At 43.7% G+C, this 23,360-nt stretch carries 24 protein-coding genes and 1 tRNA gene; 16 read left to right on the forward strand and 9 right to left on the reverse strand.

Annotated elements, in window-relative coordinates; genetic code table 11:
* The first annotated feature begins 124 nt into the window (after positions 1–124).
* From HNR44_RS15515 to HNR44_RS15535, 5 genes are all read left to right on the forward strand, one after another.
* Positions 125–766, forward strand: a complete 642-nt coding sequence (locus tag HNR44_RS15515) for a futalosine hydrolase (protein WP_246407556.1) — start codon at positions 125–127, stop codon at positions 764–766.
* A complete protein-coding gene (locus tag HNR44_RS15520) occupies positions 763–1,602 on the forward strand; it encodes a 1,4-dihydroxy-6-naphtoate synthase (RefSeq protein WP_184405256.1) in 840 nt (279 codons plus the stop codon). Before HNR44_RS15515 ends, HNR44_RS15520 begins: the two co-directional genes overlap by 4 nt.
* Positions 1,603–1,918: 316 nt before the next feature.
* Positions 1,919–2,443, forward strand: a complete 525-nt coding sequence (locus tag HNR44_RS15525; RefSeq protein ID WP_184405257.1) for a 5' nucleotidase, NT5C type — start codon at positions 1,919–1,921, stop codon at positions 2,441–2,443.
* A 71-nt stretch (positions 2,444–2,514) separates the two neighbouring features.
* The gene (locus tag HNR44_RS15530) at positions 2,515–3,357 is read left to right on the forward strand and encodes a sulfurtransferase (protein WP_184405258.1); all 843 of its coding nucleotides are present in this window, start codon (positions 2,515–2,517) and stop codon (positions 3,355–3,357) included.
* Positions 3,358–3,369: 12 nt separating this feature from the next.
* Positions 3,370–3,702, forward strand: coding sequence for an SCP2 sterol-binding domain-containing protein (locus tag HNR44_RS15535; protein WP_184405259.1), 333 nt, complete (start codon positions 3,370–3,372; stop codon positions 3,700–3,702).
* 36 nt (positions 3,703–3,738) lie between these two features.
* Here HNR44_RS15535 and HNR44_RS15540 read toward each other — a convergent pair whose 3' ends face one another.
* The 3 genes from HNR44_RS15540 to murB all read right to left on the reverse strand — a co-directional run bounded on the left by HNR44_RS15540 (position 3,739) and on the right by murB (position 6,043).
* Positions 3,739–4,155: a CBS domain-containing protein gene (locus tag HNR44_RS15540; RefSeq protein WP_184405260.1), complete on the reverse strand. Its 417-nt coding sequence runs from the start codon at positions 4,153–4,155 to the stop codon at positions 3,739–3,741.
* A gap of 82 nt (positions 4,156–4,237) precedes the next feature.
* Entirely contained in the window at positions 4,238–5,047 is an 810-nt protein-coding gene (locus tag HNR44_RS15545) for an alpha/beta fold hydrolase (RefSeq protein ID WP_184405261.1), read from the reverse strand.
* Positions 5,048–5,131: 84 nt separating this feature from the next.
* Complete coding sequence (gene murB / locus HNR44_RS15550) at positions 5,132–6,043, reverse strand: UDP-N-acetylmuramate dehydrogenase (protein ID WP_184405357.1); 912 nt, start codon at positions 6,041–6,043, stop codon at positions 5,132–5,134.
* Positions 6,044–6,292: 249 nt separating this feature from the next.
* Here murB and HNR44_RS15555 point away from each other — a divergent pair, with 249 nt between their 5' ends.
* The 3 genes from HNR44_RS15555 to HNR44_RS15565 all read left to right on the forward strand — a co-directional run bounded on the left by HNR44_RS15555 (position 6,293) and on the right by HNR44_RS15565 (position 8,381).
* Entirely contained in the window at positions 6,293–7,099 is an 807-nt protein-coding gene (locus HNR44_RS15555; RefSeq protein WP_184405358.1) for a histidinol-phosphatase, read from the forward strand.
* A gap of 22 nt (positions 7,100–7,121) precedes the next feature.
* Positions 7,122–8,237 carry an NAD(P)/FAD-dependent oxidoreductase gene (locus HNR44_RS15560; protein ID WP_184405262.1) on the forward strand — a complete coding sequence of 372 codons (1,116 nt, stop codon included), beginning with the start codon at positions 7,122–7,124 and terminating at the stop codon, positions 8,235–8,237.
* 69 nt (positions 8,238–8,306) lie between these two features.
* Positions 8,307–8,381 (forward strand) — tRNA-Arg (locus tag HNR44_RS15565).
* Between the two features lie 866 nt (positions 8,382–9,247).
* On the opposite strand, the gene HNR44_RS15570 is transcribed toward HNR44_RS15565, so the two are convergent.
* The gene (locus HNR44_RS15570; RefSeq protein WP_184405263.1) at positions 9,248–10,336 is read right to left on the reverse strand and encodes an AI-2E family transporter; all 1,089 of its coding nucleotides are present in this window, start codon (positions 10,334–10,336) and stop codon (positions 9,248–9,250) included.
* Between the two features lie 675 nt (positions 10,337–11,011).
* The gene (locus HNR44_RS15575; protein ID WP_184405264.1) at positions 11,012–11,698 is read right to left on the reverse strand and encodes a universal stress protein; all 687 of its coding nucleotides are present in this window, start codon (positions 11,696–11,698) and stop codon (positions 11,012–11,014) included.
* A gap of 803 nt (positions 11,699–12,501) precedes the next feature.
* Here HNR44_RS15575 and HNR44_RS15580 point away from each other — a divergent pair.
* Genes HNR44_RS15580 through mnhG form a run of 7 tightly spaced genes read left to right on the forward strand, consistent with a single transcriptional unit; the run spans position 12,502 to position 18,270 of the window.
* Positions 12,502–14,907: a Na+/H+ antiporter subunit A gene (locus HNR44_RS15580; protein WP_184405265.1), complete on the forward strand. Its 2,406-nt coding sequence runs from the start codon at positions 12,502–12,504 to the stop codon at positions 14,905–14,907.
* The gene (locus HNR44_RS15585; protein ID WP_184405266.1) at positions 14,894–15,316 is read left to right on the forward strand and encodes a Na(+)/H(+) antiporter subunit B; all 423 of its coding nucleotides are present in this window, start codon (positions 14,894–14,896) and stop codon (positions 15,314–15,316) included. Before HNR44_RS15580 ends, HNR44_RS15585 begins: the two co-directional genes overlap by 14 nt.
* A 2-nt stretch (positions 15,317–15,318) precedes the next feature.
* On the forward strand, positions 15,319–15,660 hold the full coding sequence (locus tag HNR44_RS15590) for a Na(+)/H(+) antiporter subunit C (RefSeq protein ID WP_184405267.1): 342 nt from the start codon (positions 15,319–15,321) through the stop codon (positions 15,658–15,660).
* A complete protein-coding gene (locus tag HNR44_RS15595; protein ID WP_184405268.1) occupies positions 15,653–17,137 on the forward strand; it encodes a Na+/H+ antiporter subunit D in 1,485 nt (494 codons plus the stop codon). The genes HNR44_RS15590 and HNR44_RS15595 overlap by 8 nt, the downstream gene beginning before the upstream one ends.
* A 14-nt stretch (positions 17,138–17,151) precedes the next feature.
* Positions 17,152–17,628, forward strand: coding sequence for a Na+/H+ antiporter subunit E (locus HNR44_RS15600; RefSeq protein WP_184405269.1), 477 nt, complete (start codon positions 17,152–17,154; stop codon positions 17,626–17,628).
* Positions 17,628–17,909 (forward strand): Na(+)/H(+) antiporter subunit F1, encoded by a 282-nt coding sequence (locus HNR44_RS15605; protein ID WP_184405270.1) that lies wholly within the window; start codon positions 17,628–17,630, stop codon positions 17,907–17,909. Before HNR44_RS15600 ends, HNR44_RS15605 begins: the two co-directional genes overlap by 1 nt.
* Entirely contained in the window at positions 17,881–18,270 is a 390-nt protein-coding gene (gene mnhG, locus HNR44_RS15610) for a monovalent cation/H(+) antiporter subunit G (RefSeq protein WP_425489461.1), read from the forward strand. The genes HNR44_RS15605 and mnhG overlap by 29 nt, the downstream gene beginning before the upstream one ends.
* A 554-nt stretch (positions 18,271–18,824) precedes the next feature.
* On the opposite strand, the gene HNR44_RS15615 is transcribed toward mnhG, so the two are convergent.
* From HNR44_RS15615 to HNR44_RS15630, 4 genes are all read right to left on the reverse strand, one after another.
* Complete coding sequence (locus tag HNR44_RS15615; protein ID WP_184405271.1) at positions 18,825–20,048, reverse strand: CynX/NimT family MFS transporter; 1,224 nt, start codon at positions 20,046–20,048, stop codon at positions 18,825–18,827.
* Positions 20,049–20,173: 125 nt separating this feature from the next.
* Positions 20,174–20,779 carry an alpha/beta hydrolase gene (locus HNR44_RS15620; RefSeq protein WP_184405272.1) on the reverse strand — a complete coding sequence of 202 codons (606 nt, stop codon included), beginning with the start codon at positions 20,777–20,779 and terminating at the stop codon, positions 20,174–20,176.
* A gap of 2 nt (positions 20,780–20,781) precedes the next feature.
* Positions 20,782–21,762 carry a ring-cleaving dioxygenase gene (locus tag HNR44_RS15625; protein WP_184405273.1) on the reverse strand — a complete coding sequence of 327 codons (981 nt, stop codon included), beginning with the start codon at positions 21,760–21,762 and terminating at the stop codon, positions 20,782–20,784.
* Entirely contained in the window at positions 21,753–22,202 is a 450-nt protein-coding gene (locus tag HNR44_RS15630) for a MarR family winged helix-turn-helix transcriptional regulator (protein ID WP_184405274.1), read from the reverse strand. Before HNR44_RS15630 ends, HNR44_RS15625 begins: the two co-directional genes overlap by 10 nt.
* 179 nt (positions 22,203–22,381) lie before the next feature.
* Between HNR44_RS15630 and HNR44_RS15635 the strand changes: the two genes are divergently transcribed.
* Entirely contained in the window at positions 22,382–23,290 is a 909-nt protein-coding gene (locus HNR44_RS15635; protein WP_184405275.1) for an aldo/keto reductase, read from the forward strand.
* Positions 23,291–23,360 lie beyond the last annotated feature (70 nt).

A 23,360-nucleotide genomic window follows, 5' to 3' on the forward strand; every position in this document is an offset into this window, starting at 1 on the left:
GGTCTATCATGTGCTGGACATGATAGGCAAGTGTCCCCCGATCTTATGTTATAAACCGCGGGTTTAACACGAAGGATTCTTGTATCATGTTTGCGGGACTGGAACTTGTAAGGAGAGAATAGGATTGAAAATACTCATGATGACCGCGGTAGAAGCGGAACAAGAGGCGGTTATAGGCGGAATTGGTAATACGCTGAATATTGATGTTGCCGTTGCCGGGGTAGGGCCTGCGAAGGCGGCGGCACGAACGGCTTTCGTATTGGGAAAAACTGAGTATGATCTCGTGATGAGTGCAGGGATCGCGGGAGGATTCAAAAAAAGAGCCGGCATCGGAGATATCGTCATCAGTGAACGTCTCATTGCCGCTGAATTAGGTGCTGATGCACAAAAAGGCTTCATCCCCATTGATGAGCTTGGGTTTGGCTCAAACGTCATTCATGCTGATCATCAAACCGTTGATAGACTTTCTGCCAGATTAGTTGAGGCAAATCAAGTTGTCCGGACAGGATCCATTCTCACACTTTCAACTGTTACAGGAAGTGAAGAAAAGGCCGCTGCCCTTATGCAAAGATTTCCTTATGCACAAGCGGAAGCCATGGAAGGTTTCGGTGTAGCAACGGCAGCGAAGGAGAAGAATCTGCCTGTGTTAGAAATCCGAGCCATATCGAATGAAATCGGACCACGTGATAAAGGAAAATGGGAAATAAAAGAAGCGCTTGCGCAGCTTGAGAAAGCAAGTGCGAGCATAGCGGAGGTATTGGAATGAAAATCGCTTATTCACCGTGCCCAAATGATACATTTGTGTTCCACGCGCTTACTCATGGTTTCGTGCATGGTGCGCCTGAATTTGACGTTACGTATGCCGACATTGATGTGACGAATCATTTGGCGATTGACGGTGACCCCGATCATCATGACGTCATGAAAATTTCTTTTGCAGCATTACCATGGGTGTTAGATGATTATGCGTTACTATCATGCGGAGGAGCCCTCGGGCGCGGCTGCGGACCGCTTGTCTTAACGGCAGAGGATGAAAAGGACCCGAGTTTCTTGAAGGGTAAACGCATCGCTGTCCCCAGTGAACGTTCGACCGCGTATTTATTGTTCCGACTCTGGGTGGCGCAACAAGTGAAAGGCGAGATGGGTGAAATTGTCGTCATGCCTTTCCATGACATTATGCCAGCGGTACAAAACGGAGAAATAGACGCAGGTCTCGTCATCCACGAAGCCCGTTTTACATATCAAAATTACGGCTTAAACAAACTCGTCGATCTCGGAGACTGGTGGGAAAAAGATACAGGTTACGCGATCCCCCTAGGCGCCATCATCGTTCGCCGGCCTCTTGACCGTGAAGCACTGACGAAGTGGATTAAGCAATCCGTCGATTATGCATGGGAACACCCGGAGGCCTCTAAAGAGTACGTGCAAAAACACGCTCAGGAAATGGATGATGAAGTTGCACAAAGCCATATCCATTTATATGTGAATGAATTTACAAAGGAATTGGGTGAAGAAGGATACGGAGCGATTGAAGCATTTTTAGAACGCGCAGCAAAAGAAGGGCTCGTACCAGCCACTCATTTGGATAAGCTTCGCAATTAGAAGGGGGAGGGGCTGTCCCAAAAGGGCAGCTTCTGCATTCGATGTTTTTTTCCTTCTTTTCGGCGGAAGGAACCAATTTTTCAGCGCAATCCTTTGTTGTTCGGTGGAATCACCCGAGAATTCACTGCACGGCACGATGATTCGGCGCTGCGGCTAAGGAGTTCGGGGAAAAATGCTCATCATTTGTGCAAATCTTTTTGTTAAGATCAGTTCCAGGGCAACCTTTCGGAAATTTTCCCCATCAATTTGAATGAAGAACTGTCATGTATGAATACCATGAAGAATGTAAGGAGCGATTAGGATAGGAGAGATTTCAATGAAACGAATTGCCATTGATATGGACGAAGTTGTCGCTGACTTGATCCCGAAGCATTTAACCCTCTTTAACCGTGATTACGAGGAAACGCTTACGATTGAGGATCTAAAGAACACAAAGTTAAAGTTTCTGCGCCCCCATCTCCATGACGAGATTTGTGGTTATTTAGAAGATCCGACATTTTTTCGGGACCTCGAGGTAATCGAAGGAAGCCAGGAAGTGATCCAAGAATTGCACGAACACTATGAAATTTTTATTGCTACAGCGGCGATGGATTATCCGACCTCGTTTACGGCGAAATATGAATGGTTGAAAGAACACTTTCCGTTTTTAAATGATCAAAACTTCGTATTCTGTGGAAACAAAAGCATTATTCATGCTGATTATTTAATTGATGACCACCCGAATAAGTTTGAAGGGTTTGTCGGGCAGGGAATATTGTTTACAGCTGCTCATAATTTACAGGAGACCAATTATGTGCGTGTAAATAACTGGCAAGAGATTCGAGCGTTTTTCTTAGAGTAGGGGGTAGCGCTCTCTTGACTTCGGTTCTCGAATGCTTATACATTCACAATCAATAAAGTGAGGTGTGGGACATGAATGGTGAATATATTGTAACGAAAGAGTGGCTGTATGAACATCTTAATGATTCTGACATTGTCGTCGCCGATTGTCGTTTTCAGCTCAGTGATCCTGGTGCAGGCTGGGAAGCTTATCGTAAAGACCACATTCCAGGAGCTGTTTATTTCGATTTGAAAAAGGATCTTTCCGGGTCGGCATCGACACATGGGGGGAGGCATCCTTTACCTGCCATCGAGGATTTTATTTCGGTGTTAAATGCAGCAGGTATTCATCAGGATAAGTATGTGGTTGTTTATGATGATCAACACGGATCAATGGCTGGACGTTTATGGTGGCTGCTTACGTATGTGGGTCATGAACAGGTCTTATTGCTCGATGAAAACTATTCGGAGTGGAAGCGCCAAGAATATCCGGTGAGTACTGAAATACCGCAGCCAGTACAAACAAACTTTACACCACAATTACAGCCCGACATGCGAGTGGATATGGACGAGGTTAAAACATTAAAAGAACAAGATGACATAGCTGTGCTGGATGCCCGGGCCCCTGAACGCTTTAGCGGGGAGATAGAGCCAACGGAAGAAAGAGCTGGCCACATCCCAGGCGCAGAAAATTGGTTCTGGAAAGGTAACGTTTCTACAGTTGGTAAGTGGAAAACAACCGATGAGCTCAAGGAGCGCTTTCGCTCGCTTCAAGATAAAGAGGCTGTGATTGTTTATTGCGGTTCCGGCGTTTCCGCTAATTCGAATATTATTGCGTTAAAACAAGCAGGATTTGAAAACGTAAAACTATATCCCGGAAGTTGGAGTGATTGGTCTTCCTATGATGACAATCCAATTGCCAAGGGAAAAGAATAAAAGGGGAGTGCTATGTCTACTCAGGATAAAATGGACCAACTTGCAGCAAAGATGAACGAGAACCCCGAGCATATTCAAGATTTAGAAAGACGCTATCATTTTGATTTAAAGCAAGACGGGCTTTATGGAATCATCTTTGGGAACGGCAAAGTTGAAATAGAGAATAACCCTATACCTAGGGAAGCGGATTGTACGTTGAAAATGAGTGAGAAGAATTTTGTCAAGCTCTTAGACGGTGAATGGAACCCTACAACAGCTTACATGACTGGGCAACTGAAAGTACAGGGGGAAATTACCCATGCACTGAAGTTGTACAATATTTTAAAAACCTATCAAAACGAATAATTGTCAATAAAAAGCCCCTCGTGTGGAGGGGTTTTTTTAGGTTTCACTTTTATCAAAGAGAAGCGAGGAGCAATGTTTTATAATGTCGCGACGTCGCACAATCCCAATGAAGTATTCAGAGTCATCGGTGACGGGAATGAAGTTTTGGTCAGCGGACAGGGCGATGAGATCTTCCATTTGCGCATGAATGAAAATTGGTACGTTTTTCACTCGCAGGCTAATATCCTTTAACCTGCTGTTCATTGCTTCTTCAAACCCCTGGTCTTTGTATTCAACGAGCTGCCAAAGGAGATCGCCTTCAGTAACGGTCCCAGCGTATCGGCCTTCCTCATTCACAAGGGGAGCTGCCGTATAGCTGTGGTGACGCATCTTTTCAAGTGCTTGTCGCACGGTTGAATCCGGGCTTAAATATTTTACTTCCTGCTTTGGTAATAAAAAGAAGCCAATGTTCAATGGTTAAATCCCCTCTCCGTGGCTAGGAGTTTTCGTATCGCTTTAATTATAAGCGAAAACAGAGGGCACTGTTAAGTCGTTGTCACTGGTCTCTTAAAAACTGCAAAAATGTTTTGTTGAAAGCTTCACGCTGATCGTAGAATAAGCCGTGCCCGCTCTTTTCAAATGGAATTAATTCGGAGCCGGCAATGCCATCATGTAAAATACGGGCAAAATCGAACGGACAAATTTCATCCTGTTTTCCATGAAAAATATATGTTTTCGTCTGAATGTTGTCGAACTCGGAGCGTAAGTCTTCGTCCCTCAATGCTTCTGCCGCCCTGATCGTACCATGGCCAGATGCCTCCAATCCTAAATGGAAGAACCATTCATTGAAGGGGTCACTTACGTCAGTGGCAAACATGTTTTCTCCAAAATCAGCGAGCATGTCCGGGCGGTCTTCATACGTAGATTGAATGAGGTCGTTCACTTCTTCTTTGGTCATGCCGTAAGGATATCCCTCTCGTCTTGTAAATGACGGAGCTGCAGCACCTAATAAGAACAGTTTCTTCACTCCTTGACCGCTATACCGGGTAACATAACGAATCGCGATCGCTCCGCCCATGGAAAAGCCTGCTAAATGAAAGTCGCCCAGATTTAGCTGTCGAACGATGGCGTAGATATCATCTGCCATATGATCATAACCATAACCGGTTGCTGGTTTTCCAGATCTTCCAAAACCTCGCAGATCGGGAACAATACAGCGATATCCTTTTTCTGTTAAAGCATTCAACTGGTATTCAAACATTTTGTGGTTCAGCGGCCATCCATGAATGAGGATCACTGGTTCACCGTTACCTGTATCTTCGACAAATATGTTGACATGATCCTTACTTTGTACATAATATCCCATCGTTTAACATCCTTTCCCTCATTTGTTCATCTTTGTGGGATTATTCCCGTATGTTGAAAGGGGTAAACGCATGGGTTGAGACGATCAATCTTCTCCAATAATTTTTACTTCTGTATGAAGATCGACGTTGAAATTACGCTTGACCGTTTCCTGCACGTGACGGATCAAGGACAAATAATCCGTCGCTGTCGCACCATCGACATTGACAATAAACCCGGCATGCTTTCCTGATACTTCAGCGCCGCCAATCCTCGTTTTTTGCAGGCCGCTGTCTTGAATGAGCTTCCCGGCAAAGTGATTAGGCGGACGCTTAAAGACACTTCCGCATGATGGATATTCCAGGGGTTGCTTGGATTCTCGTAAATACGTCAATTCATCCATTTTTGCTTTAATGGGTGAATATTTACCCGGTTGGAGCCCGAATACTGCTTCCAGAGCGATATAGTTCTTTTTTGTAATAATGCTGCTGCGGTAGGAGAGATCCAACTCTTCATTGTCAAGTGTGATGATCTCCCCGGAGTTCGTTAAAAGGGTTGCATTGATGAGAACATCAGAAACTTCCCCGCCATAGGCACCTGCGTTCATCACTAGCGCCCCTCCAACCGAACCAGGAATACCACATGCGAATTCCAATCCTGTGAGTGTACGGTTTAAAGCCGTTCTGGAGACATCAATAATGGCAGCTCCACTTTGAGCGATAATGGTATTCCCTTTCACAGATATGTTACTCAAGTTTTTAAAATGCAAGACGATACCCCGAATCCCGCCATCCCGAACAATGAGGTTAGAGCCATTGCCAAGCATTGTGAGAGGTATTTCTGATTCATAGGCTAATTTTGTTACTGCACTTGCTTCTTCATAGGTGTGGGGTAATACGAGGAAATCCGCTTTCCCACCTGTTTTCGTATGCGTATATTTTGAAAGTGGTTCGTCTTTAAGGACACATTCGTTTGGCAAAGCACGAATGAGTGATTCGTAGATAAGATCTTTGTTCATCATAATCATTCACCCTTTTTGTTCGAAAACGGCACGCTTCATGCGTTCGCCTACCTTACATCATAGCAAGGCTTTATCGTTTTTGGAAGAAGAAAGAAAAACGATTCCTAGTAATAATTTATGTCTACGCCACCTGCAAGGTGAGTGACATGCTGGTATCATTTATTGTCGCCGATATTGAGCTTCATCAACCCCCGCTGTAAAATAAAAAAGAAAGGTGTACTTTCGATGAGAGGAGAGGATATGCAAATGAAATTCGATTTGCATACACACCATCAGCGGTGTGGGCATGCGGTGGGAGAGATTGAAGATTACGTTATTGCAGCGTTGGATCAAGGGCTGGATGCCATTGGTATATCGGATCATGCTCCATTTTTTGGGAGTGATAAAGAACAGGAACTTCCAGGAGTCGCTATGGCAAAATTAGAATTTCCGGCATATGTTGAAGAAGTGTTACAGTTAAAGAAAAAGTACGCGAACCGTATAGAAGTTTTACTCGGCGTGGAAGCTGATTTTCTTCCTGATCATGTACATACGTATGAACAGCAATTACAAAAATATCCCTTTGATTATGTTATAGGTTCTGTACATTTCACATTAGGCCGCAATATTTTTGATAAAAGCCGCTGGGAAAGCGCTGATGCCAGTGAGATGTTAAAAGTGAAGGAAGCCTACTATGACTTAATTGCAGCATCGGCACAGACGGGGAGCTATCAAGTCCTTGGCCATATTGATGCCATTAAAGGTTTTTGTCCGGAAATGGCGGATCTTAAGACAAACAAGGTTGACGAGGCACTAAAGGTGATCGCTAAAAATCATGTAGCGATTGAAGTCAATACATCCGGAAAAATGAAAGATTGTGGCGGCTGGTATCCTGGTGATGATCTGTTAGAGCGGGCTTTTCATTACAATGTCCCGATTACATTAGGTTCGGATGCCCACGATCCACAAAGAGTAGGCGACGATTTAGAGGCCGTTCGTGAAAAGTTGAAATCCATCGGTTTTACTGAATGGTGTTATTTTCGTGAGAAGGGGCCGGTCATCGTAAAACTATAAACCTATAGGAAGGTGTTTGCCATTGAATGTTAGCGTTGTTGGTGGTGGAATCGTTGGAATGAGCACAGCGTATCACCTCGCCCGTGAAGGGACGGACGTCACGCTTATAGATCAAGGACATAAGGGCCAGGCAACAGCGGCTGGGGCCGGGATCGTATGTCCGTGGATTTCAAGCAAAAAAGAAAATCAAGCATGGTATACATTGGCTCGGGGTGGTGCTCATTACTATCAACAGCTTATCGACATGTTAAGCGAAGACGGAGAAGATGATTGGGGATTTAAGCGTGTAGGTTCGCTTGCGGTTAGCGATCAGGAAGCAGAGCTCGATGCGATTGAGGCGGGTGCCCGTGCATCCAGGCAAGAATCGCCGGAAGTGGGGGAGATTGCCCGTTTGTCAAATAAAGAGGCAAGAAAGGTGTTTCCACCTTTAGGGGAGCATTTAGGTGCTGTACACCTCTCAGGAGCGGCAAGGATTGACGGAGGACAGTTGAGAGATGCTCTTAGGCGCGGAGCAGAAAAGCATGGAGCTACCATTATTCAAGGAAAAGCTGAACTGCATGCGAAGGGCCGAGAAGTGCAGGGGGTTTATGTAGAAGAGAAACTTCATTACGCCGATCATGTCATTATGGCTACTGGCGCATGGGCTTCAGAACCCCTTGCTTCCATTGGTGTCTCCCTGCCCATAGAGCCCCAACGAGGGCAGATCCTCCATCTGCATATCCCGGGTGCAGCCACCTCGGAATGGCCGATCGTGCTCCCGACGACAAGTCACTACATGTTGGCTTTTGATGATTCCCGTGTTGTCGTAGGCGCTTCCCGTGAAAATGGAACAGGCTTTGATTATAGACAAACGGCTGGTGGAATTCAGGAAGTATTGGAAAGTGGACTTTCCATCGCTCCGAAATTAGCAGATAGCACGCTTTCTGAAACTCGAATCGGTTTTCGGCCGGTAACACCTGATGAAATTCCAATCATCGGACGAATTCACCACTTGGGAAATATAAGTGTTGCCAATGGCCTCGGTCCTTCCGGGTTAACCATGGGCCCCTATGTTGGAAAGGTACTAAGCGACCATACCTTAGGAAAAGAAATGGAACTCGATTTATCCCCGTATGATCCATTAAGATTTGAAACGTAAAAAGTATCTATTCGTGACAGCCACCCTACATTTTGATAAAATAAATAGGGTGAAGAGTCACGATGTCTTGCCCTAGTAGCTCAGAGGAAGAGCAACAGCCTCCTAAGCTGTAGGTCACAGGTTCGAATCCTGTCTAGGGCGCCATTAGGTTAATTTGGGTTAAGATAAAAACATTTATGATCACCCATAAACGTTGCCATATCAGCGTTTGTGGATAATTTTCATTTTATGAATGATACGTCCAGAAACGACAAAAAATGATTTCGTTTTACACATATTTTACACATCACCCCATCGAAACGAATACCTCAATCGTTTTTTTCTCATCTTTGGCTCGAAGTTCCTTCACCACATGAGCATACGTTCCCGTCGTTGCTTGAATATCGCTATGTCCTAACCTACCGGTTTAACATTCCTAAATGCGAAGAATACAAAGTAGACTTAATAGATAATACTTACGAATACATGAAGAAAAGATTGCAAGATTATAACGGGGAATGAACTCTGGTAACAAATAAGAACAATGGATAAAACAGCATGCACCCACCCGGGTGCTTTTTTAACTTACGTAAAGATAAATATTAAAGGAGCTGGGGTGCTATGGCGTAGCGTTATTTTAATTTTATCTCTGATAGTGGTTGGCAGGCGGCCTCACATAGGCTTCTCTTATTTTAACCAGTGGAATGATCTTCCCCTGGTCTTGGGAGTTTTGGAACTATTCATCGTCGAATGCTTTGATTTTTTCTAACTGCGTTTATGTTCTTCTTGGAGCTCAGCTAAATGCGGTCATGATGGAAATGCTTGGACGTTTAAGATAGGGGGCGGTTTATAAATGGCTTTAATGAAATGAGTAAAATCGCGAGGTTGAACCTCATAAAAAGAAGGGGCTGTCCCAAAAGGGCAGCCTCTGCATTCGATGCATCTTTCCTACTTTTCGGCGGGAGGTCCCAATATTTCGGCACAATCACCTAAAAATTCAGCGGAAAGCTTTCATCTGCTTTTGGCTCATTTTAATCTTCATTCTCTTGGTAACGCAAGCGAATAAGGCGGTACGTATGCTTGACGATCACTTTACCGACAGCATAAGCAGGAACGGCCACAAGCAAACCGAGAAAGCCACCAAAGTTTCCTGCAACGAGTAAAACGAAAATGACTGTTAACGGGTGAAGTTTTAAATGATGGCCATGAATTTGCGGTGAAATGAAAATGCTCTCAAATTGTTGGATAATGACCACTGCCCCCACAACCAATAATGCAGATAGCCATGAATCGAATAAAGCAACGATAACACCGGGAGCTGTTCCAATCCAAGGACCTATAAAAGGAATTAAATTCGTCAACATCGCGATAAACGCGAGAACGAGTGAGTAATCAACCCCAATAATCAAATAGGCAATATAAACCAGAACCCCTACACAAAAGCTGACGATAATTTGCCCCTGGATAAAGGAAGCAAGTGCTGTATCCATATCGCTTAAGATACGCTTTCCTTCATCTTCTTGTTTTGGTGGTAACAGACGTAGAATTTGCTGGGGTGCTTTCTCCCCCTCTTTTAACATATAAAAAAGAACAAACGGAACTAGGACGATAACAATAACCGCACTCGTAAGCGTTCCGACAATATCTGCAATGTTACTGCCGATATTGCCTAAAGAGTTTGTTATATAATTCCCCACAGTTTGACCGATTTCTTCTAAATTAATGTCTTGTTCTTCTAGGAAATTTTGAACAAGATCACTTTGTATAATGGTATTTAACCAGCCTTGCATTTCTGTATAAAATTGCGGTGCCCGATTCACAAGGCTTTGGAATTGTTCCTGAATTTCAGGTCCGATCAGAAAAGCGGCGAGTGTAACCAGGCCCATAAACGTTAAGTATATCAGTAAAATCGCGATACTTCTTGGCATCCAACGTTTTAATATCTTCACAATCGGACGGAATAAATAGAACAGTACCCCAGCGAGGGCGATTGGCGCAAAAACGGTTTGTAAGAATATGACAATCGGTGTAAAGATAAAGTCAACGAGCGTACCCAGATAAACGATCAATAAGAGCAAAGCGATGGCGTAGCCAAACTTAAAATACTTCCCTTGGGGCATATGAAAACCTCCTAGACATTATTAAATTGCGATCCTTATACCGGAGTGGGGAAGGAATCTGCCTTGCGATAGATCATACAGTTTATTTTGTTCGCTTCCCTTTCCCTATTGTGTAATAAACATTTTTTGTATAATTTGACTCTCATAATAGTTGCCAGGTTCAGATCATCGGGTAGAGTAAACGATAAATCTATCATTCATTGAAGCTTTATTATGGGTGGGGTCTTATTGGCAGGGCGGCAGCAGGAGCTATTAAAGGAAAAGAAGTTCCTTTTTGGTGAATGGCTTGGAAGAAGATCACGTGTGGTATAAATTCTTCAAATGTAGATTCTACTCAAGAAGATACATTTTTCAGCTTTCAGCTGAAATCGAATTTCTTTCATATAATTGTCAAGATATGATAATCTCATTTATGTCATAATAGTGTTTGAACTAATTTTGGGTAGGGGCAGAATTTTTTACTTCTAAATCCAGAAGTGATATGATAAGTGACAGGATTTTTTATAGCAGGTGCATTACATAAGGGGTTTTGATACCACATCAATCGAATGGTTGCGACCGTTGTTTTAAAATTTAGGACGACAGCAAACAACACAAAGCCATTCCGTTTTACCCCCATAAAACGAAATGGCAAACACAAGGATGGTTAGGTGTTGTTGCATGACCTAACAGCGGTTAGGATTTTGAATTGATAGGTGCAGTATATGTCGGATGGAAATCTTTTACATAATCATCAGTGACGTGGACTTCAATCATTCGGTTGTCTTTCATGAATTTAAACACACCATTATTAAAGTCGGTGCCTATTTCCTTAAAAAAGATGCCTTCGTATGCACAGGTATTTGTATGGTTGAAGCTGAGACGGTAGCTGTCATCTTCAGCTTTGACAAGATATGCACGAACGCCCTTTTCGTAGTGTTCCTCTACGTAATTCCTTAATCCGCGTGTAACGGCAATGATATGCAAGTCAACAAACGGAAGTTCTTTAAGCAGTGTATTGATGAGCGATCCCTGGGTGATTTCTTTCCAGCGGCTCTTAGCCGTTTGCCCAATGATCAATTGCGTTACCTCTTTTTCTTTAGCGACGTCAATGATGACTTTAGAAGGTGAACGCTTTTCGTTGCTTTTCATAATAAACTCTGTTGCGTTATATTCTTCAGCCAGTGATTGCCAATACTCGATATACTGACTTTTATCATGGTCGAGGTCATCGGAATCTTCGGAGGTTACCGTTAATATATAGAGCGGGCAATTGAGCTTTGCTGCTATTTTAGCCCCTCTTTTAATCAACCTTTCTCCATTCGGACCGTAATAAACGCAGACTAGCATACATTCATCCATTTTCGCCTGAATTTGATCCATTGTGCCTTCACCTCTTAACGAAATCGGGGTTACATTGGTTCCCTCTCAATTGATGCACCTAATAGCTTACTCCTGTTTGTTTTATGCTGTCAATGCTAAATTTGTTCTTTTTGCAAGTCTTTTTAGGTATTTATCATGACGGAGGCTAGCGGCAGAATTTAAGCTATTCTAATGGTAGGTCAGTGATTCATTTTTTATACATTTTCCTAGGACAGAAAAAAGTGACGATTGACCTTCTCATACCTTGATTTGTGTGTAAAGGAAACGTATTTTTAGCTTTTATGACCAGGTCTTAGGCTCGTTGCCCACTTTATGAACGGGGAAGTAACACAAAGTGCCCATAAAAAGGGGCAGAATCGTTAGGCCTTGTGCGTGTTCAAAAAGGAAGACAAAACGAGCCGAGGAGCAAATCGACAGCTGACCGCTTCTTAAGTGTTCCTTCGCACGACGAAAAAGCGGTATTCTTTTTCGAGGATATGGTTTTCATACAGGAGCGCGCAGAAGCAAGTCGACGAAGCGATTTTTCCCGGACTTTTTGAACATCCTCTTATACAACATTCGCTTTGAAATAGCCCTCGTTTGGACACCTCTTAAAAGATTAATGATATGGTACAACGAATGTCTTGTCCATCGTCATTCAAGGATACGCACGATTTGAGTACAAGCTCGTTTTTTCTCCATGTATCAATCCTTATGTATTTAAATATGTAGGATCGGGGATAGTAATGATTGGTATTCATATAGGACACAAGCATGTGTAACACCAGCTAAAAAGAAAAATTGTTTAATGGAGGTTTATGATTTTGTCTTGGTTACATATTTTCATCCTTTTGCCTTTTCTTTTTGCGGTGATCATTCCTGTTTTATATAAAAAATTCCCAAAAATTCATACCGGCTGGTTTGTGTTGGCTGCTCCGGCAGGGATCTTTGCATATCTGCTTTCATACATACCCATGGTTGCCGGTGGCGAAACAACGATGTACAGCTTACCATGGATTCCATCTTTGGACATTCATTTTAGCCTTTATGTTGATGGTTTGGGTCTTATTTTTGCGTTATTGATCACTGGAATTGGAAGTTTAGTTGTTTTTTATTCCATTTATTATTTGTCAAAGGTTCGAGAAGCGCTCCACAATTTTTACGTATATCTAATGATGTTCATGGGAGCTATGCTCGGGCTTGTCCTGTCTGATAATTTGATTGTTCTTTATCTGTTCTGGGAATTGACGAGTATTTCTTCCTTCTTATTAATTGCATATTGGTATGCACGAAGACAGTCTCGTTATGGTGCACAGAAATCAATGCTCATTACTGTCTTTGGCGGCTTTGCCATGCTTGCAGCTATTATTATGTTCTATATTATGGGGAACACCTTTAGCATCCGCGAATTGCTCTCCCAGGCAGATCAGCTAGTGCAGCATGACTTGTTTATTGCAACGATGATCCTCCTATTGCTAGGGGCGTTTACGAAATCTGCCCAGTTTCCATTCCATATCTGGTTACCTGATGCCATGGAAGCGCCGACGCCTGTTAGTGCCTATTTGCATTCGGCGACGATGGTGAAGGCGGGGATTTATCTTGTTGCCCGTTTTACCCCGATCTTTGGGGGGACCATGGAATGGTTCTGGATCGTTACAGCGGTGGGACTCATCACATTATTCTGGGGTTCCTTGCTTGCAGTGAAGCAACGGGATTTAAAAGCGCTATTAGCGTTTTCAACGATCAGCCAGCTAGGGCTTATTATGTCCCTTTTAGGAATGGGATCAGCAGCTCTCTATTATGGAGGAGGGGAGACCTCCCAACTCCATTCAGCGGCGATTCTTGCTGCAGTTTTTCATCTTGTGAACCACTCGACCTTTAAAGGTAGTTTATTTATGGTTGTGGGGATTGTCGACCATGAAACAGGAACGCGTGATCTTCGCAAACTTGGCGGCCTCATGTCGATCATGCCGATTACATTTACCATTGCCATTATTGGAAGCTTATCAATGGCAGGTTTGCCTCCATTTAACGGATTTTTGAGTAAAGAACTTTTCTTTACCGGGACGTTAAACGCGGCAAGTTTGGATATCTTTAACATGGAAACCTACGGAGCGCTGATTCCGATTGTTGCCTGGGTGGCAAGTGTGTTTACGTTTGTATACAGTTTGATCCTTGTATTCAAAACGTTCCTTGGGAAGTTTCAACCTGAACGTTTGGAGAAAGAAGCGCACGAAGCACCATGGGGGATGTTGCTTCCACCGCTGGTTCTTTCTGTACTTGTGATCGGGATTTTCTTCGTTCCAAACGTGCTTGCAGATTATGCGCTGGAGCCGATGATGGCTTCGATCTTACCGCCGTTAGAAGGCCAGTTTGATATTTATATCGAAGCATGGCACGGCTTTGTTCCGGAATTGTTTATGACGATTGGAATTGTCGTCATTGGTCTTTTGTTATATCTCACACTAAAGAAATGGCTGTGGCTTTATAACAATATGCCAAGAGCCATGACCATCACCAATGCATATAACTCGGGTTTAAAAAGAATGGAAAGCGGCTCAAGAAAAATAACGGATTTGCACATGACAGGATTTGTTAGGGATTATTTGCGTTACATTTTTGTATTGCTAATCATGATTGTTGGGGCATCGTTATTTTTGCTCGACGGTTTTTCTTTCGAAGTATCGAATGTTGCCCCGATTAATCTGTATGAAATGATCCTTGCTGCTGTACTTGTGGGTGCTGCTGCTATGGTCGTGCTTACCCGGTCCAGGTTAACGGCTGTCATTGGTGTGGGTGTGCTTGGTTATATCGTCGCTTTATTCTTCGTTGTTTTACGGGCACCGGATTTAGCGTTAACTCAATTGGCGATCGAAACCGTATCGGTAGCTCTTTATTTGCTATGTTTTTATCACCTCCCGCGATTAAGGCAGAGGGACGAAGGCGATGGGTTAAATGTGATGAACTTAGTGATTGCACTGGCCGTAGGTACGCTCGTCACATTAATTGCATTGTCTGCTAATGGCCATCGTATGTTTCCTGCAATCTCGGATTTCTACGAAGGTGGATATGAATTGGCCGGGGCGTCGAATATGGTGAACGCGATTTTAGCGGATTTCCGTGCATTTGATACACTACTGGAAATTTTCGTTCTCGCGATCGCAGGTTTAGGGGTCTATTCCTTAATCAAACTGAGGTTGGCAAGGAGGGCTTCGGATGAAAACCAATGATGTGATTTTGCAGACCGTGACCACTGTCACTGTCTTTATCATCCTGACGTTTGCCGCTTATTTATTCTTTGCCGGCCACCATGATCCAGGGGGGGGTTTTATAGGAGGGCTGATGATTGCTTCGGCACTCATCCTCTTATATTTAGCCTTTGATATTGAGTTAATTCACAAGGGGCTCCCCTTCGATTACAAACTATTAATGGGTGTAGGGATGGCCCTTTCTTTACTCACCGGGATCGGCGCGATTGTCCTTCAGCACCCGTTTCTTAGCCATACGTTTGAATATGTCGATTTTCCGTTTTTCGGGGAGATTGAGCTTGCCACTTCCGTTTTGTTTGAACTTGGAGTTACTCTCGCGGTTGTTGGGGCGACGCTGACGATTATTCTTAGTATCAGTGAGGATGTATAGATATGGAAATATTAATGTCTGTGCTTGTAGGAATTCTATTTACAGCAGGTACTTACCTTGTATTGGCCAAAAGTTTATTACGAATTGTCCTCGGCACAGCGATTTTGGGCCACGGGGCACTGCTTTTATTATTAACAATGGCGGGATTGAAAACGGGGGCCCCCCCTCTTTTGGGTATGGAAGGTATAACCAATTATGTCGATCCTTTGCCACAAGCACTGATTTTAACGGCCATCGTGATCAACTTTGGTACGATGGGATTTTTCCTTGTATTGGCGTATCGCTCATACAAAGAGTTAGGTACGGACGATATGGAGGAACTAAGGGGCACGAACAATGAATAATCTAGTTATTTTTCCATTAATTATCCCTTTATTTACTGGGGTTCTACTTATATTTTTCAGCAAACAAGTGCTCATACAGCGTTATATTACCATCATTTCTTTACTCGCCTTATTCATTTCTACTCTCTTTCTTATCCATCAAGTATCGAATGAGGGTACACAAACATTAAATTTAGGGGGGTGGGCTCCCCCATATGGGATTACGATTGTGGCTGATATGTTTGCGTTGTTACTTGTATTTACCACCATCATCGTTACGTTGTGTTGTCTCTGGTACGCATTTCGAACGATTGGAAAAGAGAGGGAAAAACATTATTTTTACCCCATTGTACTCTTTATGATCACGGGTGTTATGGGATCATTTTTAACTGGAGACCTTTTTAATCTGTTCGTATTTTTTGAGGTCATGTTGTTATCCTCTTATGTATTAATTACGCTTGGGGGAACGAATCTTCAACTTCGTGAGGCATTAAAATATGTTCTCATCAACATTGTCTCTTCTATGCTTTTTCTTGTTGCTCTGGCCTATCTTTATGCGATTACGGGGACGTTAAATTTTGCCCATTTATCGATGAGAGTTGCTGAAACAGGACAGGATGGGCTAATCACAACTGTCTCCATCTTTTTTCTCATTGTTTTTGCGTTGAAAGCAGCTCTATTAATGTATTTTTGGCTACCAGGGTCCTATGGGGCTCCACCGATGGCGATATCAGCAATTTTTGCGGCATTATTGACGAAAGTCGGGATTTACGCGATTTTTCGATTGTTTACGCTCATCTTTTATCATGAACCAGGAGTTACTCACTATTTGATTGCCGTGATGGGAATTCTGACGATGATTCTCGGTGGGATTGGAGCCGTCGCTTACTGGGATATTAGGAGAATATTAGGATATAACGTCATTATTGCAGTTGGATTTATTGTTGCTGGACTAGCCGTGTTTACAGAAACTGCAATCGCCGGTTCCATCTATTATTTGATTCACGACATGATCGTGAAGGCTCTATTGTTTTTACTTGCCGGGGTTATGATTGGATTAGCGGGTACGGATAAACTACGGGAAATGAGTGGAATGATTCGTAACCATGCCTCTTTAGGATGGATGTTTTTCCTGGCAGCATTTGCTTTAGCTGGCGTGCCGCCGCTGAGTGGTTTTATTGGAAAACTTCTCGTATTGCAGGGAGCGCTTGAAGAAGGGTTTTATGTGGTTGCCGCTGTAGGGCTTTTGACCAGTTTAATGATCCTTTACTCGGTCATGAAAATATTTATGAATGGGTTTTGGGGCGAAAACCAGTTATCCGTGGAAGATGAGCAAATGTCTACACGAGGATTAATGTTCCCATGTGCCATTTTGGCGGCGCTTAGTGTAGCCCTTGGACTCGGGCCTGAATGGGCGAATGTATATGTAATGCAAGCGGAAGAGGGACTAAGCAATCCACAGCTTTATATTGAAGCCGTTATGGGAAACGCTGATTAAAGAGGGGTGAGGACATGCCTTTTCAAATACTGATTAATATTTTCATTGCAGTGCTTTGGATGTTTCTGCAAAATGATTGGAGCGCCTCCACGTTTACTTTAGGGTACCTCCTTGGGTTGGGCCTGATTTTCATGTTTAGACGCTCGTTCAACCATAGCTTTTACCTCCGAAGGGTATGGGCATTATTCGTTTTGTTTCTTATATTTAATAAAGAATTAATTCATTCTAGTGTTGTGGTGATCGGGCAGATTTTACGCCCGAAACTCAATATTAATCCGGGTATTTTTCAGTTTGATACAGAATTGAAATCCAACTGGGAAATTACGACCTTAGCTTTGCTTTTAATGCTTACACCTGGCTCTGTCGTTATGGAAGTTTCTCCGAATGGACAGACCTTTTACATGCATGCGATGGATATACCGATTTCCAGTGATATGGTTCTTTCATCCAAGGAAAGGTTTGAAAGGGCGATTATGGAGGTGACTCGATAATGTTTGATGCTGTACTTCTTGTAATGCTTATTATGCTCGCTATTTCTATACTTGTAGGGTTGTACCGCGCTATTCAGGGACCTTCGATGGCGGATCGAGTGATTGCCCTTGATCTTATTGGAATTATGATGATTGCGCTTATTGGAGTTGTTTCCATTTATTTAGAAACACAAGCATTCTTAGAGGCCATTTTAGTACTTGGTATTCTGGCATTTATTGGGACGGTTGCATTTGCCAGGTTTATAGAAAGAGGTGCTGTTATTGAGCGAAAGCGTGATTGAAATCATCGTTGCTGTACTTTTAATCATCGGCGTTTCCATGATTCTTCTCAGTGCTATAGGCCTCTTACGTTTGCCTGATATTTACACGCGTTCACACGGAGCCACAAAAAGCGCAACACTGGGTGTCCTTTCTACGCTTGTTGCCGTTTTTATCTATTTTGGGGCGCTTGAGGGGTTTTACAATGTCCGTGTATTGTTAGGAATTGTTTTCGTGTTTTTGACGGCACCTGTTGCCGGGCACCTGTGTTGTCGAGCGGCTTATCGTTCAGGCACACCATTAGCTGAGGAAAGTGTGCAAGATGATTTAAAAGAGATATTGGGTGATGAAGAACAGCGAAGAAATCAAAGGATGGATAAGTAAAAGGTTGGGGAAAGGGCTTTTCTACCTTGGGGTCGAAGCTTGTATCATAAGGTCAATTCATATTACATGTTTATCATGTAGGATGGATTGACCTTTTCTTATGGGTAGCTATGCAATGTTCCCGTTCTTGGGTGAATAATCGAGCGCGAGCGAAATGGGATTCGGCGCGGAAGGTGAGTTTTTCGGCGCAGCAACACGTTTTTTCGGCGCGCTGGGCATTTTATTCAGCGCTTGAGGAACTTTTTCGGCGCGGAGCCGGAGGAAGAACTACTGGCAAAGGTGCACTAGACATATTTAGAGTATCCTGGCTCATCTCAGATGAGAGCTCTTTGCCCGAGAAAAGGGCACCGCACTGCTATACAGTACAAGATAGGTTTGGGGTGACAGACCCTGTGAGCTCGCGAAATGACGGGGTTCCGGAAGGGGTCATAAGGTTCTGGCTAAACAGGTCTTTAGCGAGAATACCCCCTCCTTATAGGGAACAGGAGGAGGTGAGATACAATGAAAAGGAACGAATCTCGGATGTTCTTTCCTTCCTAACTTTTATTCTTTTATCATTTATGGCTGGACTTCTTCCCAACCGGTGTTCCAGAAAAAATATAAGTATCCTTTCCTGCGCTTAAACCAGCAAAAGCGAGAAGAAGTATAAAGCTTGTTAGGATCATTAGCGGTACGGTCCAGGCGTTTGTAAAATCAAAAAGCCACCCAAGTATGATCGGTCCGACTGCTGCAAGTAAATATCCGATGGACTGAGCCATTCCTGATAATTGTGAAGCTTGCTCTGCAGATTGTGTCCGTAAATTGAACAGGATGAAAGAAAGACTGATACTTGCGCCCTGGGCGTTGCCTAGAAAAAAGACCAAGAGAACATGAAGCCATAATGAGTGACCAACGAATATCAGACCGACCATACCGGTTAAATAAAAAAAGGCAATGAACAAAATCACCAGACGTTGATTTTGCAGCCGGGTGGCGATGATCGGCGTAATGAAGGTGGCTGGGAGCCCGAACAGTTGCATGAAACTAAGGAGCCAACCCGCTGTAGAAAGATCAATCCCGTTTGCCTGAACAATTTCGGGGAGCCAAGTAATGAGGCTATAAAAGAGCAATGATTGTAACCCCATAAATGCTGTGACGTACCAAGCGAGTGGTGAACTCCAAAGATTGGCTCCCTGACGATTGATATCTTTTTTGGCCGGCGGTTGGGCATGGCGAAGACGGGGGACCCAAATACATATGGCGATCACAACAATGCCCCCCCAAATCGCCAGGGATCCTTGCCATCCCAAGCCTGCATTAACGGCAAGGGGAATGCTAAGCCCGGAGGCAATCGTCGCAAACAAGTTCATGGAAGTGGTATAGATACTGGTCATTAAACCTGCATGTTTTTCAAATTTTAGTTTGACAAATCCCGGTAATAGGACATTACATATGGCAATCCCGACCCCAATAATCGTCATGCCGATAAATAATGTTACTGTGAACCCGGTTGAACGTAACAGAATACCGATCAGTAAAGTAAGAAGTCCTGCCAGAATGGCCCACTCAATACTCCATATTTTCGCGAGTCTGGGTGCCGCAATAGAGAGGCCAGCAAACGCAAGCAAGGGGAGCGTTGTTATCATTCCTGCTTGCCCACTCGTTAATTGAAGTTCATCTCTAACCATGCCAACGAGCGGCCCGACCCCTGTAATTGCAGGTCGCAGATTGAACGCAATGAGAACGATAGCTATGATGATCCATGTGTTTGGGTTTAGGAGACGTTGATGATTTTTCATATTTTTCCGCTCCTTTGGAACATTCAATTTGCCACTCTCGGCAAAGCGGGGTTTTGACGATCGAAACATTCGTATTTAATCATTGTAGCACGAAAAAGCGATGCCTCCATAAGGCACCGCTTCATTTAGAAATTATTCTTGAACCAATCGCTCGCGGCTTTTACTTCCGCCGTGGTCAGCTGGTGACCCGTGTTTTCCCAATGTAATTCGACATCAGAACCTGCCGTTTGAAGGGTTGAGGCTAGCTCTTTCGTTTCTTCAGGACGGCAGATGGGATCTTGTTTTCCCGCGCCGATAAACGTCGGGATACCGGTTAGAGAAGGGGGTGTGACGTCCCGCGATGGCACCATCGGGTGATGCAATGCTGCACCTTTTAATACACCCTCATAGTGATAAAGTAAACTGGCCGCGATATTAGCACCATTAGAATAACCTACAGCAACGATTTGTTTCCGATCAAAGCCATATTCTTTGGCGCTGTCATCAAGAAAATCGGCGAGTTCTTTCGTGCGAAATTCGAGGTCTTCCTTGTCGAAAACCCCCTCGGCTAACCGTCTGAAAAAGCGGGGCATACCGTTTTCCGAAACATTTCCGCGCACACTTAACACGGAAGATTCCGGAGAAATCATTTGCGCGAGTGGCAATAAATCATTTTCATCGCCCCCTGTCCCGTGTAGGAGCAGAAGAACAGGGGCAGATGTGTTTGAGCCTTGTTGAAAAATGTGTTTCATGCTTATCCCTCCTGCGGACGTGTCGTGTCTAATGGTTTGAGTTTGCTTTCAATTTCTTCTCTTCGTGGTTCCAAGAAAGGTGGGAGTGATAGAGACTCTCCTAAGTGTTCCAAATCTTCGTCCGTGTCAAATCCGGGTCCATCGGTTGCTAGTTCAAAGAGAATCCCATTAGGTTCCCGAAAATAGAGGGAACGGAAGTAGTATCGCTCCACAAAACCGGAATTGGGTAATCCGACATCATTAATATGGCTGATCCAACGTTTTAACTCGGCTTTATCTTCGACACGAAAAGCGACGTGATGTACGCCACCCCGTCCCTGGCGCTCAAATGGAAGTTCAGGGGCCTTAACGATGTGGATTTCTGCTCCTGTTCCTCCTTGACCTGTCTCAAAGACAAGAACGTCTCCTTCATCGGTGACGTAATCCCTGCTTTCTTTTCTTCGAAAGCCCATGACATTCGTGAGAATTCGGGCGGTTGGCTCAGGATCTCGAACAGTAAGAAAAATAGGACCGAGCCCGCGGATCCCATATTCCTGTGAAACGGGGGCATTTTCCCACGGAATGCCTCCCGGAACGCCTGCATTCTTTTCATCAGACACAAGGATGAGGCGTTGACCTTCAAAATCTTCGAAAGCGAGTGTGGACCGGTTAGCACGCGTATGAATGTCCTCATGTTCAACATCATATTGTTCAAAACGATTTTTCCAATATTGAAGGGCTTCATCGTTTTTTACTCGTAAAGAAGTTCCGGAAATGCTACTAGATCCGCGGTGATTAGGGGCAGCCATCGGAATCTCAAAGAAGGTTAGCTCCGTTCCCGGATTTCCCCGTTCATCTCCGTAAAATAAATGATAAACGCTAGTATCATCTTGGTTGACGGTTTTTTTCACGAGCCTTAGGCCAAGCACTTTGGTGTAGAACTGATAATTACGGGCAGCGTTTGCCGTGAGCGCCGATAGATGGTGAATTCCTTTTAATTCCATTCTCCAACGTCCTCCTGTTTTTGTAATTTCTTTAAAAGAATAAGCAGTTGTTTTTGTTCCTCGTCGGTTAATGCTTTGAACTGGGAAGCTTGAAAGTGTTCCTGTTTCGTTACCGATTCGTTGTAGTATTTTTCTCCAGACTCGGTGAGTGTGATGTACTTGGTTTTCCACTCTTTTCGCCGCGTAACCAGGCCTCTTTCTTCCATTTTTTTTAGAAGTTGTGTGACATTGCCTTTCGTCACGAGCAATTTTTTAGCGAGTCCTTTTTGGGTAATGGGCTGGTGTGCGCCGACTTGAGCAAGGATATCAAACTGCGCTGTTGTTAAACCAAATTGTTCCAAGTGTTGATTCGATTTCTTTACGCTGAGATTGTAAAAACGGGCAAGTCGAAACCATAGAAGAACTCCCCGTTGTTTTTCACGTTTGGATAATAGAGGCATAACCATCACCTTTCACTTTCAGTATAGGAGTAAACTGATAATGATGCAAGCCAAAAAAATTGAAAGCCTGAACGCATGAGCGGTTGACTAGCTCGGAACACTTGGCCCTCGAAATGGATGAATGAAAGTAATCGATAACGGGTAAGTAAGTGTGAGAGCAACCTTAAGGAGGATCACACATGCAATATCGTCAACTTGGAAAAACGGACATACAACTTTCAGAAATCGGATTGGGTACGATGAGCCTGCCACTCGACCAAAAAAAGGCGACAGCTATCGTTGATGCAGCCCAGGAAAAAGGTGTGAACTATTTCGATACGGCTGATTTATATAAGTTCGGAGAGATCGAAGAATTATTGAACCCTATTATTAAGGGAAGGCGAGATGATTTTATTCTAGCTTCGAAGGGCGGAAATCATTGGGATAAAGGGAAGAAGGATTGGTTTTGGGACCCTTCCAAATCGTATATTAAATCTGCATGCAAAAGCAGTCTGAAGCGGTTGGGGACGGACTATATTGATGTTTACCAGCTGCATGGCGGCACAATTGAGGATCCAATCGATGAAACCATCGAAGCTTTTCAAGAATTAAAACAAGAAGGGTTGATTCGCGAATGGGGGATTTCATCGATCCGGCCAAATGTGATCAAAAGATACGCAGATGCCGGGATGTCCAGTGTGATGATGCAATATAGTTTACTTGACCGCCGTCCTGAAGAGGAACTGCTTGATTTTCTACATGAAAAAGGAATTAGCGTTATCGTCCGCGGGCCGGTAGCGAAAGGAATGCTAAGTATGAAAACAGACGAGAAAGTTCCCGAGGATGGGTTTCTTGGGCATACCCGTCAGGAAGTACTTTATGCCGCAGATGCGGTACAGCTAATACGAGGGAAAGAATCAGCAGCACAAGTAGCGATCCAATATGTTTTGCAACATCCAGCCGTTACATCGGTCACCGCTGGAGCGAGCACGCCTGAACAGGTATTCGAAAATATTGGTGCCGCTGAATTAGAAGCGCTAACGGAGGAAGAATACAAACGGTTGCAAAACAGTGTTAAAACTGAGGTCTATCAACAACATCGTAATTAATTGATAAAAAAACCTTGACATTAAGATATTAATCTTGGTACGATTCTTCTTGAAATCAAGATAAACTGAA

This window comes from Geomicrobium halophilum (genome assembly GCF_014207655.1).
In the GTDB taxonomy this organism is placed as follows: Bacteria; Bacillota; Bacilli; order Bacillales; family Marinococcaceae; genus Geomicrobium; species Geomicrobium halophilum.